Source organism: Mesorhizobium sp. AA22 (assembly GCF_001672375.2).
Classification (GTDB): Bacteria; Pseudomonadota; Alphaproteobacteria; order Rhizobiales; family Rhizobiaceae; genus Mesorhizobium; species Mesorhizobium wenxiniae.
In genome coordinates this window covers 5461987-5475858 of record NZ_CP048406.1, presented here as the reverse complement: position 1 = coordinate 5475858, position 13872 = coordinate 5461987, and the positions used below count along the sequence as shown (strand labels likewise).

Here is a 13872-nt window from a genome sequence, read left to right as displayed (position 1 = left end):
GGGGAAACGTGGTTTCAGCACAAGGCCTGTTGACAGCATCGAAGGGGCAATTACTGTCCTGTCAGTGAAATTTGTTTCGTTAGGGAAATGAGACCGGGAGGCTTTGCAATGAAAAGTCGTGTTGCCGTCATTGGAGCCGGACCTTCCGGCATGGCCCAGCTTCGAGCCTTCAAGTCGGCTGCCGACAAGGGCGCGGATATTCCGGAAATCGTCTGCTTCGAAAAGCAGTCCGACTGGGGCGGCCTGTGGAATTACACCTGGCGCACCGGCCTCGACGAGCATGGCGACCCGGTGCATGGCTCGATGTACCGTTACCTCTGGTCGAACGGACCGAAGGAATGCCTCGAATTCGCCGACTATACGTTCGAGGAGCACTTTGGCCGTCCGATCGGCTCCTACCCGCCGCGCGCCGTGCTGTGGGACTACATCAAGGGCCGCGTCGAAAAATCCGGCGTGCGCCAATGGGTGCGCTTCAACAGCCCGGTGCGCATGGTGACCTTCTCCGACACGACGAAAAAGTTCACCGTCACCGCGCATGACCGCACCAACGACGTCACCTATTCGGAAGAGTTCGACAACGTCGTCGTCGCCTCGGGGCATTTTTCCGTGCCGAACGTCCCCTATTTCGAGGGTTTCTCGACCTTCAACGGCCGCATCCTGCACAGCCACGATTTCCGCGACGCCATGGAATTCAAGGACAAGGATATCCTGATCATCGGCCGCTCCTATTCGGCGGAGGATATCGGCTCGCAATGCTACAAATACGGCGCCAAATCGATCACCTCCAGCTACCGCTCGAAGCCGATGGGCTTCAAATGGCCGGACAACTGGAAGGAAGTGCCGCTGCTGCAGAAGGTCGTCGGCAAGACCGCGCATTTCAAGGACGGCAGCACCAGGGATGTCGACGCCATAATCCTGTGCACCGGCTACCTCCACTCCTTCCCGTTCCTCACGGAGGATCTGAAGCTCAAGACCGCCAACCGCATGTGGCCGGACGGGCTCTACGAGGGCGTCGTCTGGGAGAAGAACCCGCGGCTGTTCTATATCGGCATGCAGGACCAGTTTTACACCTTCAACATGTTCGACGCGCAGGCCTGGTTCGCCCGCGACGTCATCATGGGCCGCACCAAGCTGCCTTCGGCAGAAGTGATGGCGGAACACGGCAGGAAATGGCGGGCGCGAGAGGAAACGCTGGAGGACGCCGAGCAGATGATCTGGTTCCAGGGCGACTACACCAAGGAATTGATGGATCAGACCGACTATCCCGGCTTCGACGTCGAGGCTGTCAATCAGACCTTCATGGAGTGGGAACACCACAAGATGGAAAACATCATGGGCTTCCGCGACAATGCCTATCGCTCGCTGATGACCGGCACGATGGCGCCGCTGCACCATACGCCGTGGCTGCAGGCGATGGACGATTCGATGGAATCTTATCTGGAAGTGAAAGGGGTGGCGGCGGAGTAGCAGCTTCCTCACCGCACCGGCTGCAATCAAATGGCCTCCTTGGGTTATGTAGGTTCCGGAAGATCGGAAAATGAATCAGTTACTTGACGGACAGCTGCGAGCCCAACCCCAGTTCACCGAAAAGCAGGGCCAGTATCTCGCCTTATCTGGACCTACGCCATGCTTAACGGTCGCTCGCCGGCCGAACGCGACATGCAGCGCCGTAGCAACCTTGGCCTCGCGCGCAGCATTGAACTGCTCATTGGACCCGACAGCCTGCCCAGGTTGCAACCCATCGAACCCGTCAAATCCGCTGTGCAGAGGCACTAGTTGCTGCGAGCCTCGCGCACGTCTTTCGTCGCCTCAATGATCCGCTCGAGCAGGGCATGCAGATCGTCGCGGTGGCCGCTGCGGCCGGCGGGGCCGTTTTCATCTGATGTCATGACCACGGTCAAAGCGCGCCCGGGCACAACATAGACCATCTGCCCGCCATACCCCCACCCGTAGAAGACCGCTTCGCCCGCGATCTGACGGATGAACCAACCATAGCCATAACCGTCACCGGTGAAACGGGACGCGGTGCGTGGCTGCCAGGAGAGCTTGATCCAATCGGCCGGCACGAGCTGCCGTCCGCCGCGGCTCACCCCGCCGCTGCGGTAGAGCTCGCCAAAGGCGAGCAGCGAGCGCGGGCTCATGGCCATCTGGTTGCCGCCGAGATAGATGCCCTGTGGGTCGCGGTCCCAGGCGGCGATGGAAAAGCCCTCCTGCGGCCCCAGCCATTCGCGTGCCAGTTCCAGGGTTGAGCGGCCGGTCCGCCGCGTCAGGATCGCCGAAAGGAGATGGGTCGAGCCGGTGGAATAGAGCATGGTACCGCCCGGATCGCCGTCGAAGGGCATGGCGAGCGCTGCCCGCACCCAGTTGCCGCTTGCCACCCAGCGCCCGTAGTTTGGGCCGGAGGTCCGACCCAGCCCTGCCTGCATGGAAAGCAGATGACCGATCGTAACCTGCTGGAGCCGCGGATCCACGTCGGCGGGCAGGTCGGCCTGAAGAAGCGGAGCGATCTTCTGGTCAGTGCCTTGGAGCACGCCCTTGTCGATGGCGATGCCGACGAGCGCGGAGATGATCGACTTGGAGGCCGATTTTATGTTGGCAGCACGTGCCGGAGAGTGGCCGCGATAGCCACGCTCCGCCACCAACGCGCCCTCATGCGCGATGACAATTGTGTGCAGCGGCGTCAGGCGTTCGGCCTCATCAAAGAGCTTTTCAAGCCGCTCCCCCAGGCCGTCCGCACCGTGAGCAGCGACGGAAAAGATGAGGAGAAAGACTAAACTCACGGTGGGGCGCTTCAGCATGAAACCAGCCTGGGACGCATTTCTGGCAAGACAAAGGTGACGCGGGCTAGCAAAGACGTCTGCCTCGCACAAGATAGTCGGATAGGGCAGGCGTCCGGGGCAAGGCAGCGGCTATTCGAGCATCAGCAGCTCCCCGAACCGGAGTTTCTGACCCGTTCCAGTCGTTCTCGCCGCAGCCTAATGGTGCGAATCTGACACTTGATGCCTTGGTCGACTGCTGCGAGTGTGGCGAGCCATGGCCCCGAAACCAAGTCAAATGCGGCTAACGCCCGAGCTGGTCGCCAGAGTCCTCAGTGTGGACGATTCCCTGCCACAGCCCTTCACCGCGCCGTCCGACGCCGACCATGATGACACCGTCAGGGCGATACTTGCCGCCGCACCGTCAGCTGACGAGGTCTGGCTCTTTGCCTATGGATCGCTGATGTGGAACCCGGCCTGTGATTTCGTGGAGCAGCGGGTTGGCTTTGTGCCCGGGTGGCACCGCTCCTTCTGCCTCGGTTGGGACCGGTGGTTTCGAGGATCAGACAGGCAACCCGGTCTCATGTTGTCGCTCGACCGTGGCGGGCAGTGCAAGGGCGCGGTCTATCGCCTGCCGCCGGATGCTATTGAGGCAAATCTCGGCAGGCTCTTTCGTCGTGAGATGCGCGCCAAGCCGTCCGCTCATTCGCCGCGTTGGGTGAATGTTCGCACCGAGAACGGACCGCTCCACGCGATCACCTTTGTGATTAACCGGAACAGCGGACGCTATGTCCGCGGGCTGTCGCTGGAACAGATCGCCGACGCGCTCGCGCTCGCGTGCGGTCCGTGGGGTTCCATGGCCGACTATCTCCACAGCACTGTAAGTCACCTTGAAGGTATGGGGATTCACGACAGGCAATTGTGGCGTTTGCAGGAGTTGGTAGGCGAACGCATCGAAGCGTCGACGGCCGAAGATCTTCCCGCGAAATGAGCCCACGGGGCTCAACCCTCAGACCATGACCACTAGTGGATTGAAATCATAGTCTGATGCCCTCGCGTGGACGTTGAGGAGGCGCTGACCCTCGCAGGGGGAACCGAGATCTGACTACGATGGCGGTCGCGGGATTGCTCTGAGGCCAGGCCGCCGTTCAGCGCCCTATGCGAGCACGAAATTCGGCAGTCGAATTGGTGCGTGGAAACGGTTCGGTAGGCAATTGTACCCCGAGAAAGGCACACAGCGATCCCCACCCTTCGGAGACCTGATAGGTAAGAAGACGTTCGGAAGGTAGCGTGGCTCTCACCGCGGCGTTATGTGCTTCATAGACGGCTATTGCTTGATCACGGTCATTGAAGCGACCGCCAAAGACGCCATTGCCAACTACCGCCACACCGAAGGACTGTGGGTCATTGCTGCCAGCGTCCATGGCGAGTCCTATCGTTTGCGCCACACTGTTATACCAGGCTTCGGGGTCACGGACTGTGAGGACAACCTTTGCATCAGGGTAGTGATCGCTCACTTCGCGCCAGAAATGCGCCGTTGGCCAATCGACCGCGGAACGATAGCCGGCATATGCCACATCCCAGTTCGGGAGTTGTCCCTGGCCAGCGGCGCGCCACAGCACTTTCTGTTCGGGATTGGCATTCACGTCTGCCATGTGGTGGCAAGGCCCGAACCCAAGATGCTCTAACGCGAGCTTCAGCGAATATGTGCCAGTGCGGCCCATGCCCGCGCCAATGACATCTAGAGCCATGAGCATCCCCAAGGCGACTTCAATCGGTCAAAATACCGCTGTTCCCTTTATTTCGCTACATATTTGAAGGTTAGCTGGGGTCGGGTACGGAACGTCCTCTTTCTGTTGCATCTGTCCTGAAAGCTGACCTTCCGCTTTTGATGCGGTGGACGGCTCTCCTCCGCCTTGCGGCTATAGTCGCTGGGCCAGAGCTGGAGGAGAGCTGAGATGGACAAGGGTACGACGATTGGTCTGGATATCGCGAAGTCCGTGTTTCAAGTCCACGGCGTAGATGCCGTGGGCCAGGTTGTCATTCGAAGGAAGCTGACCCGTGGGCGAGTGCTGGGGTTCTTCGAGAAGCTGCCGCGATGTCTGGTCGGGATCGAAGCCTGCAGTTCCTCGCACTATTGGGCGAGAGAGCTGACCGCACGAGGTCATGATGTGCGACTGCTGCCGGCACAGTATGTGAAGCCCTATTTGAAGCGACAGAAGAACGATGCGGCCGATGCCGAGGCCATCTGCGAGGCGGTGACCAGGCCGACCATGCGCTTCGTCCCGGTGAAGTCACCCGAGCAGCAGAGCGTGATGATGCTGCACCGGGTTCGGTTGATGCTCAACCGCCAGCGCACGCAGATATCGAACGCGTTGCGGGCCCATCTGTCCGAGTTCGGAGTCGTGGCGCCGATCGGGCGGATCGGGATCGAGCAACTGCTTGTCGTCATTAACGACGATAACGACACGAGGATACCGGCTGACGCGCGGCTCTGTCTGCGGATGCTCGAGGCGCAGCTCACAGTCGTGAAGGCACAGATCCTCGAGAACGATCGCAGGGTGCGGGCGAGTGCACGAGAGACCGAGCTGGGTCGCAGGTTGATGGAGATACCAGGGGTGGGCCCGCTGTTGGCGAGTGCGTTCGTCGCGACCGTCGCCGATCCGCTCGCATTCAAGTCGGGGCGATGCCTCTCGGCCTGGATCGGGCTCGTTCCCAAGCAGAACTCAAGCGGGGGCAAGGAGAAGCTCGGCAGCATCTCCAAAGCCGGCAATCGATACCTGCGCCAGCTGCTCGTGGTCGGAGCGATGGCGGTCATCCGCTATGCCGAGCGGCACGGGACGAGGCGACCCTGGCTCGTGCAGCTGATGGCCCGACGAACGACGAAGGTGGCGGCGGTCGCGCTCGCCAACAAGACCGCCCGGATGGTCTGGGCACTGATGACGAACGGCGAGCGCTACAAGGAGCCGATCATCGCATAAATCGAGATAGGGCGAGTGATCGCCGACGAGTTGGAAAGGGCGAACAGGAGCTAATGCACAGAGCCGGTTGAAACCGCCGGATCAGGAAAACCCACTGGGGCCGTGCACCTCGAGTGCGAGCTTTCGATCGGGACCTGAGCCGCGCGAATGGCATTATGGCCAGCGGCGCGTGAAAAGCCGCACTTACAGGTCGGATACATGGCCGCACCAACCAGCAACTGCAAAATGCTCAAATAAACCCTTGCCAACGGAGAGCCGTCCATACACGGCCCCGATGCAGACATTTTTGCGATCAGCTTGGCAAGGACAGCTTCTGTGCAAGCTGCCGTTTCGCGGGGCGCGCGATCCCTATTTTTCCGGCTACCCCAGTCTTGCCCGTGCCTTTGCCGTCCAGGCGTTGAACAGCCGGTCGGCCACGATGCCGATGAAGGCGATGGCCAATCCGGCGACGATGCCGCGGCCGGAATCGGCCTTGGACAGCGCAATGAACACTTCCTGGCCGAGATCGCGCGTGCCGACCATGGCGCAGATGATGATCATCGCCAGCGCCATCAGGATCGTCTGGTTGACGCCAAGCATGATCTCGGGCAACGCCAGCGGCAGCTGCACGCGCAGGAACGTCTGGCGCTTGGTGCAGCCCGACACCTTTGCCGCCTCGATCAGTGCCGGCGGCACCTGCCGGAGGCCGTAATTGGTGTAGCGAATGGCAGGCACCACGGCGAAGGCGACCGTGGCGATCATCGCCGTCACGTCGCCGACGCGGAACAGCATCACCACTGGAATGATGAAGCAGAACGACGGCAGCACCTGCAGCGTGTCGATGACCGGCGTGACGACCTTCTCGACGCGGTCGCTGCGCGAAGCCATCAGCCCGATCGGGATGCCGATCAGGCAAGCGATGAAGGCCGAGATGCCGCACAGGTAGACCGTCGCCATGGTCTTTTCCCACAGGCCGGTCACCGCGCAGAAGATGGTCAGCGCGGCGACCAGGACGGCGAGGCGCAGGCCGCCGAGTTGGTAACCGGCAAGGCCAAGCAGGAACACCGCGCCCAGCCACGGGAAGCCCTCGCAGAAGGCGCGCACCGGGTTCAGCACATTGAGGATCAGCGCCACGCGAAACGCTTCGATCGTGTCGAAGAAGTTGATCGTGATCCAGCTCACCGCTGTCTTCCACATCGGGGCGGTGGTGAAAGTGATCGCTTTCGGCACCGCCGCGAACGCCGGCACAAACAGGCCAAGCAGCGTCGTGACGGCAAGGACGGCGATGGCCAGCGTCAGATTGGGGTAGCGGCGCCAGAAGCTCGGGCTCACCTCCTGATAAACATGGCCTTGCGCGTGATTGCGCGCGATCGCCTGGCTCAGCCGGTCGAGCGCGATTGCCAGCGCGACGATGGCAAGGCCGGCTTCCATTGCCTCGCCGACCTTCAGCGCGCGCAGCGCCAAAAGCACGTCGTAGCCGAGGCCGCCGGCGCCGATCATCGAAGCGATAATCACCATATTGAGCGCCAGCATGATGACCTGGTTGACGCCGACCATCAGCGCAGGACGCGCCGACGGCAAAAGCACGCGCCACAGTTTCTGGCGCGCCGTGCAGCCGGCCATCTCGCTGAAATCGTCGATCTCGGACGGCACCCGCGACAGTCCCAGCATCGTCGCGCGCACCATTGGCGGCGTCGCGAAAACGGCCGTCGCGATCATCGCCGAAACCGGACTGTTGCCGAACAAAAGAAGCATCGGGATCAGATAGGCGAAGGTTGGGATGGTCTGCATCAGATCGAGGGCAGGAGAGATCAACAGCCTCTCAGCCCATGGCTTGCGCCACGCCCAGATGCCGACGAACAATCCGGTGACGATGCAGAACGGCACGGCGATGGAGATCAGCCCGAGCGTAAGCATTGCGCTGGTCCATTGGCCGAACAGCGCGATGTAGAGGAAACAGCCGCCGACCAGCGCGCCGAGCTTCCAGCCGCCGGCGGCGCGGCCGGCCAGGAATGCAGCAATGCAGACGCCGACCCATGACAGGCGCGGCAGGACGACCATATCCGCGCCACGGCCGATCTTGAAATTCTTGGCAAGCAGATTGAGCGCGAAATCGAGCGGCACGCCGAGCGCCGCGGTGATCGACCGCGTCAGCCAGGAGAAGTTCGACTTTATCAGGTTCATCAGCGCGCTGACCCAGTCGGCGACGGAAACGATTGCGCCGGCCGGATAGTTGACTGCCCAGGGCAGCCTGTCCTGTAGCAGGAACACGGCAAGCACGGCGGCAAAGGCGCAGGCCCAGACCACCAGCCGGAGCTGAACCGGCCGCGATCTCGCCTCGCTGGTGCTTGCCGTCACCGTCATGCGCTAGCCCCGCGACGCTCGATCCCGGCCAGAAGATCGATCACGGCTTGCGGCGTGACCTCGCCGATCGGCTTGCCGGTGCCATTGACCACCGCGAACGGCTTGCCGGCCGACACAATGCTTGCCGAAAAACTTGATATCTTGGCGTCCGGCGCGACCACGCCGCCATGCTCGGTGCCATGACAGGCGCGCATCAGGCTTCGCGCCGAGATCACCTTGGCGCGGTCGACGTCGCGGGTGAATTCGGCGACATAGTCGGTCGCCGGATTGACCACCAGCTCTTCCGGCGTGCCGATCTGGATGACCTCGCCGTCCTTCATTATGGCGATGCGGTCGGCCAGCCGGATGGCCTCATCGAAATCATGGGTGATGAAGACGATGGTCTTGTGCAGCATGGTCTGCAGCCGCATCAGCTCGTCCTGCATCTCACGGCGGATCAGCGGATCGAGCGCTGAGAACGGCTCGTCGAGAAACCAGATTTCCGGCTTGGTGGCGAGGCTGCGGGCGATGCCGACACGCTGCTGCTGGCCGCCGGAAAGCTCGCGCGGATAGAAATGCTCGCGACCGCGCAAGCCGACAAGCTCGATGACCTCGCGTGCACGTGCTTCGCGCGTCGGCCGGTCCTGTCCCTGGATGCCCAGGGGAAAGGCGATGTTCTCCAGCACGTTCAGATGCGGCAGCAGGGCAAAATTCTGAAACACCATGCCCATGCGGTGACGCCGCAGCTCGATCAGCGCGGCATCGGAAATCTTGAGAAGGTTCTTGCCCTCGAACTCGACCTTGCCATGCGTCGGCTCGACCAGCCGCGACATGCAGCGCACCAGCGTCGATTTGCCGGAGCCGGACAGGCCCATGATGATGAAGATCTCGCCCTGGCGGATTTCGAGGTCGACGGCGCGCACCGCGCCGACCAGCCCGGCCGCGGCGACTTCCGCCATGCTGGCCTTGCCGTCACGCTGGCGGATAAAATTGGCCGCGTTCGCCCCGAACAGCTTCCAGACATTGTAGCAGGCGAGCTTTATCGGGCGGGCATCCTTTGGCGTGCCTGCTGCTTGTAGCACCTGTTCAGTCGTATCGGCCATGCAGTCGTCCTTCTGGAATATGGAATAGAGACCCGGCCATGAATGACCGGGTCTCGTAGTTTCCAGTTGGAACGATCACTCGGCCCAGGCTTTCCAGTCGGCTTCGTGGGCGGCGATCCAGGCAGCGGCGACGTCTTCCGGCGTCTTGCCTTCGAGATCGATCTCGCCGCTCATCTTGTTGAGCTCGTCCGTGTCGACCGTGTAGTTTTTCGCGACCTTGTAGGCGACCGGCCATTTGTCCTTCATGCCGGCCCAGGAATATTTCCAGATCTCGCCATGCGGCTTGCCGCAGTCATATTTCGCTTCAGGGTTTACGCCCCACTTCGGATCGTTGTAGCACTCCGGCGTATAGTCGGGGAATTCGACCCATTCGCCCTTGTATTTGGCCGGCGCCCAATGTGGCGAATAGACCCACAGCATGATCGGCGCCTTGCGCTGGTAGGCCGAATCCAGCTCGGCGAACATCGCGGCGTCGGTGCCGGCATGGATGACGGTGAAGGGCAGCTTCAGCGCCGCGGCACGCTCGTCGTCAAAACCCTCCCATGTCACTGGACCGCCAAGATAGCGGCCGTTCGGCGCCGTTTCCGCCGTCGAGAAGGCTTCGGCGCATTTCGGGTCCTTCAGCGCCTCCCAGTTCGGCAGGCCCGGGCATTTCTCCTTCATGTATTCGGGATACCACCATTCTTCCTTGGCCTTTGGCCCAAGCTTGCCGAGCCGTTCGGTCTGCCCGGTCGCATCCGAGGCCTTCATGGCTTCGCCGGCAGTCGTGTCCCAGAATTCCAGAGCGACAGCGAGATCGCCATTGGTGAGGCCGGTGGTCAGGCTGGAGAGATAGTCGGCGGTCGGGTACTCGACCGTGTATCCGAGCTTTTCAAGAATGCCGCCGAGGATCTTGGCGTTCAGATTGACGCTGGTCCAGTCGAACAACGCGATCTTGATCGGATCATTGGATTCTGGCGCCGCAGCCTGGGCCGAAGGCGCGAGTGCACTTGCCGCGGCAAGTGTTAAGGCTCCCATTGATAGTCTCGAAATCATACTCCGCAGTGACATGCCTGTTCTCCTGTCAAGCTCTGGTGGAAGTTATCGTTCGTTCCCTTCTTGCGTCTTTTTTGATTGTGTTGGAAAAGCTGGTCGTTGCGCAAGTCCATTGGCACCAAATTGCTGTCGGCGCTAAGTAGGCGCAGACGCAATGATGCCCAATTCGATGAAGATGTCGTGCGGGACGGGACCGCGTCATGGCTGCCGTGCTGCCGAAGCAGTGATCCGCGGATCGATCGCCGGTTTTGCGGCGCCCTCAAGCTTGCAAGCCATCAAGTTCCCATAATGTCGGCTGCCGGCAGTCGCCGAAGCCATTTTCATGGGATGAAATTATATATACCAACGTTCATGTCGCGCAACGACTAACGCGGCGCGAATCGCGCAATTCGGCTGCAGTTTCGCCGCCTGCCGATTATATCAGCAGACTGACGCGTGAACCTGCCCCGTTGCTCACGACATGATCAGCCCGCCATCGACATTGATGGTCTGACCGGTGATGTAGGCGGCGTCGTTGCTGGCCAGAAAGCTGACCAGGCCGGAAACGTCCTCGCCGCGGCCGGCGCGGCCCATCGGGATGTTCTTCACCCATTCGGCCATCAACTCGCCGGGCTTGTAATCGCCCATCAGCTTGCCCCATGCCGCGTCGTTGTAGGCCCACATGTCGGTGTCGATGATGCCGGGACAGATCGCGTTGACGGTGATCTTCTCCTTAGCAACCTCCTTGGCGAGGCTCTGAGTGATGCCGACGACGCCGAATTTCGAGGCGGCATAGTGCGGCGTGTAGATAAAGCCCTGTCGCGCCTGGCCGGATGCGGTGTTGATCAGCCTGCCGCCGTCGCCATGTTTGCGGATGCGCGCGATCGCCTCCTGGCAGCACAGGAACACGCCCTTGGTGTTGACCGCCATGACCTTGTCCCATTCGGCCTCGGTCATCGCCTCGATCCTGGCGATGGTGATGACGCCGGCATTCTGTACGGAGATGTCGACGCGGCCGAACTGCTGTTCGGCCAGATCGTAGAGGGCGGCGACCTCGTCCTTCTTGGTCACGTCCATGCGCAGCGATGCGACCTTGGCGCCTTCAGCCTTCAGTCCGGCGGCGATCTCGTCGACGCGCGGGTCGATGGCGCTGACGACGACAGCCGCGCCCTCAGCCGCGAAGCGCCTGGCCATGGCCGCGCCAATGCCGCCGCTGGCGCCGGTGATGACCGCCGTCTTTCCCTCGAACCGCTTCTGCACTTGCCTGTTCTCCTACCAGCAGACGAAGCCGCCATCGACGATCAGGTCGATGCCGGTGACGAAACTCGAAGCGCGGCTGGCCAGGAACACGGTCGGGCCGACCATCTCTTCCGGCGCCGCCATGCGCCCCATCGGCGTGTCGCGCTCGAAGATCCTGACCTGGTCGGCGACCTCCGGCCGCTTGTTCATCGGCGTCAGCGTGTAGCCGGGACTGACGACGTTGACGCGCAGGCCGCGATCGGCCCATTCCATGGCGAGACTCTTAGACATATGGATGACGGCGGCCTTCGACGAATTGTAATGCGCCTGGGTCAGGCCGCGATTGACGATCGAGCCCGACATCGAGGCGATGTTGATGATCGTGCCCTTGCGCCGCGTCAGCATTGCGCGCGCTTCGGCCTGGCAGGACAGGAACACGCCGTTGACATTGACGTCGTAAAGCTTCTGCCATTTCTCCAGCGACAATGTCTCGGCCGGCTCGGCCGCGGCAACGCCGGCATTGTTGACGGCGATGGTCAGCGCGCCGAGTTCCTTCTCTGTGCGTTCGATCGCCGCCGCGAGATCGGCCTCTGAAGTCACCGTGCCGGTCAGCACCAGTGCCTTGCGGCCAAGAGCCGAGATCCTGTGGGCGGTTTCGTCCAGCCCGCCGTTCGAGGCATGGCCGAAACAGGCGATGTCGGCGCCGGCCTCGGCCAGGCCGATGGCGATTGCTTGGCCGATGCCGCTGCCGGCGCCGGTAACGAGGGCAACGTCCCCATGAAGATTGAATAGTTTCATCGAAATGTTTCCTGTTGAGCCGCCGGTGCTGCCTAGCAAGGAAGGGGCGCCAGTCCTAGCTGGCGCCCCGCGCGGTCCGGTGCTTGGGAGGGTATCACCTGCTGCGCTTTATTCCGATTCCCCAATCGCTGGTCACGTCCTAGCTTGTGGCGAGCTCCATGACGGCGACGTTGCTCGCTTCGCTGCGGTCGAGAATGCCGCGCTGGCGGCCACGGCTCAGCACCAGCACGCGATGTGACAGACCGAGCACTTCCTCGAGGTCGGAGCTCACCACCACCACCGCCATTCCGGAGCGGGCGAGGTCGCCGATGACATCGTAGATTGCGGCGCGGGCGCCGACATCGATGCCGCGTGTCGGCTCGTCCAGGATGAACACCTTAGGCGGCCGTGAAATCCATTTGGCGATAATCACCTTCTGCTGATTGCCGCCGGAAAGCTTGCTGATCGCCTGGTTAGGCCGGCCCTTGACGCCGAGCCGGCCAATGCCGGTCTCGGCGAATTTCTGTACCGCCTTGGGAAATACCCAGCCATTCGGCGCGACATGGTCGAAATTGCCGATCGCCAGATTCTCGCCGATGGTCTGGTCGAGCACCACGCCTTGCGCCTTGCGGTCTTCCGGAACCAGCACGACGCCGGCCTTGATCGCCGCCGACGGGCCATTGAGGTGCACCGGTTTGCCGGCGACACGCACCGACCCCGAGGAAATCGGATCGGCGCCGGCGATCGCCCGCACTAGCTCGGTGCGGCCGGCGCCGATCAGGCCGGCGATGCCAAGGATTTCGCCGGTCTGCACCGAGAAGCTGACATTTTGAAAGCTACGTTCCGGCGAGGACAGGTTCTCGACCTCGAGCAACGTCTCGCTGCCCGGCTCCGAGAGCGGCGGGAACATCCGCTCGACGCTGCGGCCAACCATCTGCTCGACCACGGTGCGCACCGGAATGTCGGCGCGCTCGTGGCGGGCGACGATGCGCCCGTCTCGCATCACCACCACTCGGTCGGCGATCTCAGCGATCTCGTCCAGCCGGTGGCTGATATAGATGAAGGACATGCCTTCCGCCTTGAGCTTGCGGATCTGCTGGAACAACAGTTCCGTTTCCTCGCTGCCAAGTGCTGCTGTCGGTTCGTCAAAGATCAGAAGCTCGGCATTGAGCGTCAACGCCTTGGCGATCTCGACCTGCTGCTGGGCGGCGATGCGCAGCGTGCGCACCTTGCGCTCCGGCGAAACGTCGAGGCCGAGCCGCTTCAACTGCGCCGATGCCCGCGCATTCATGGCTGCACGGTCGATGCGGCCGCCGCGCATCGGCAGGCGTCCGACGTAGACGTTCTCGGCGACCGACAGATCCGGCAGCAGCTTCAGTTCCTGGTGGATCATGCCGACACCGGCGTCGATCGCGTCGGCGGGAGAGGCGGGGGAATAGGGCTTCCCCCGCCATGTGATGCTGCCGGCATCGGGTTTGGTCGACCCGGCGATGATGTTCGAAACGGTGGACTTGCCCGCGCCATTTTCTCCAAGCAGCGCCACGACCTCTCCCGGCCGCACCTCGAAGCTCGCATCGGCCAGAACCTGGACCGGTCCGTAGCTCTTGCAGAGGCCGCTGACGAAGAGCCCCAGATGCGGGGTCTGCGTATGGCTGGGATCCAAGGCCATCGTTTCGTTAC

The 13872-nt window shown here is 62.2% G+C and carries 11 protein-coding genes; 3 read left to right on the top strand and 8 right to left on the bottom strand.

Features of this window, described 5'->3' with window-relative positions; all coding sequences use genetic code 11:
* Positions 1 to 108: 108 nt before the first annotated feature.
* On the top strand, positions 109 to 1467 hold the full coding sequence (locus A9K68_RS26170; RefSeq protein ID WP_065008324.1) for an NAD(P)/FAD-dependent oxidoreductase: 1359 nt from the start codon (positions 109 to 111) through the stop codon (positions 1465 to 1467).
* Positions 1468 to 1772: 305 nt separating this feature from the next.
* Here A9K68_RS26170 and A9K68_RS26165 read toward each other — a convergent pair whose 3' ends face one another.
* Positions 1773 to 2798 (bottom strand): serine hydrolase, encoded by a 1026-nt coding sequence (locus A9K68_RS26165; protein ID WP_065008323.1) that lies wholly within the window; start codon positions 2796 to 2798, stop codon positions 1773 to 1775.
* 295 nt (positions 2799 to 3093) lie between these two features.
* Here A9K68_RS26165 and A9K68_RS26160 point away from each other — a divergent pair, with 295 nt between their 5' ends.
* On the top strand, positions 3094 to 3747 hold the full coding sequence (locus A9K68_RS26160; protein ID WP_244749587.1) for a gamma-glutamylcyclotransferase: 654 nt from the start codon (positions 3094 to 3096) through the stop codon (positions 3745 to 3747).
* A 157-nt stretch (positions 3748 to 3904) separates the two neighbouring features.
* Here the strand turns inward: A9K68_RS26160 and A9K68_RS26155 are convergent, their stop codons facing one another.
* A complete protein-coding gene (locus A9K68_RS26155) occupies positions 3905 to 4507 on the bottom strand; it encodes a sulfotransferase family protein (RefSeq protein WP_082982469.1) in 603 nt (200 codons plus the stop codon).
* Between the two features lie 207 nt (positions 4508 to 4714).
* Here A9K68_RS26155 and A9K68_RS26150 point away from each other — a divergent pair, with 207 nt between their 5' ends.
* On the top strand, positions 4715 to 5737 hold the full coding sequence (locus A9K68_RS26150; RefSeq protein WP_065010339.1) for an IS110 family transposase: 1023 nt from the start codon (positions 4715 to 4717) through the stop codon (positions 5735 to 5737).
* 360 nt (positions 5738 to 6097) lie between these two features.
* On the opposite strand, the gene A9K68_RS26145 is transcribed toward A9K68_RS26150, so the two are convergent.
* From A9K68_RS26145 to A9K68_RS26120, 6 genes are all read right to left on the bottom strand, one after another.
* Positions 6098 to 8080, bottom strand: a complete 1983-nt coding sequence (locus tag A9K68_RS26145; RefSeq protein ID WP_065010073.1) for an ABC transporter permease subunit — start codon at positions 8078 to 8080, stop codon at positions 6098 to 6100.
* Positions 8077 to 9162 (bottom strand): glycine betaine/L-proline ABC transporter ATP-binding protein, encoded by a 1086-nt coding sequence (locus A9K68_RS26140; RefSeq protein WP_065010074.1) that lies wholly within the window; start codon positions 9160 to 9162, stop codon positions 8077 to 8079. Before A9K68_RS26140 ends, A9K68_RS26145 begins: the two co-directional genes overlap by 4 nt.
* Positions 9163 to 9237: 75 nt before the next feature.
* Positions 9238 to 10212, bottom strand: a complete 975-nt coding sequence (locus A9K68_RS26135) for an ABC transporter substrate-binding protein (protein WP_065010075.1) — start codon at positions 10210 to 10212, stop codon at positions 9238 to 9240.
* A gap of 438 nt (positions 10213 to 10650) precedes the next feature.
* On the bottom strand, positions 10651 to 11436 hold the full coding sequence (locus A9K68_RS26130) for an SDR family oxidoreductase (RefSeq protein WP_065010076.1): 786 nt from the start codon (positions 11434 to 11436) through the stop codon (positions 10651 to 10653).
* Positions 11437 to 11448: 12 nt separating this feature from the next.
* The gene (locus tag A9K68_RS26125; RefSeq protein ID WP_065010077.1) at positions 11449 to 12213 is read right to left on the bottom strand and encodes an SDR family oxidoreductase; all 765 of its coding nucleotides are present in this window, start codon (positions 12211 to 12213) and stop codon (positions 11449 to 11451) included.
* A 139-nt stretch (positions 12214 to 12352) separates the two neighbouring features.
* Complete coding sequence (locus A9K68_RS26120; protein WP_065010078.1) at positions 12353 to 13861, bottom strand: sugar ABC transporter ATP-binding protein; 1509 nt, start codon at positions 13859 to 13861, stop codon at positions 12353 to 12355.
* Positions 13862 to 13872 lie beyond the last annotated feature (11 nt).

Bases quoted from the DNA above. Each gene is read 5' to 3' on its own strand.
- A9K68_RS26170 (WP_065008324.1), top strand. From the start codon at position 109: ATGAAAAGTCGTGTTGCCGTCATTGGAGCCGGACCTTCCGGCATGGCC.
- A9K68_RS26165 (WP_065008323.1), bottom strand. From the start codon at position 2,798: ATGCTGAAGCGCCCCACCGTGAGTTTAGTCTTTCTCCTCATCTTTTCC.
- A9K68_RS26155 (WP_082982469.1), bottom strand. From the start codon at position 4,507: ATGGCTCTAGATGTCATTGGCGCGGGCATGGGCCGCACTGGCACATAT.
- A9K68_RS26150 (WP_065010339.1), top strand. From the start codon at position 4,715: ATGGACAAGGGTACGACGATTGGTCTGGATATCGCGAAGTCCGTGTTT.
- A9K68_RS26145 (WP_065010073.1), bottom strand. From the start codon at position 8,080: ATGACGGTGACGGCAAGCACCAGCGAGGCGAGATCGCGGCCGGTTCAG.
- A9K68_RS26140 (WP_065010074.1), bottom strand. From the start codon at position 9,162: ATGGCCGATACGACTGAACAGGTGCTACAAGCAGCAGGCACGCCAAAG.
- A9K68_RS26135 (WP_065010075.1), bottom strand. From the start codon at position 10,212: ATGTCACTGCGGAGTATGATTTCGAGACTATCAATGGGAGCCTTAACA.
- A9K68_RS26125 (WP_065010077.1), bottom strand. From the start codon at position 12,213: ATGAAACTATTCAATCTTCATGGGGACGTTGCCCTCGTTACCGGCGCC.
- A9K68_RS26120 (WP_065010078.1), bottom strand. From the start codon at position 13,861: ATGGCCTTGGATCCCAGCCATACGCAGACCCCGCATCTGGGGCTCTTC.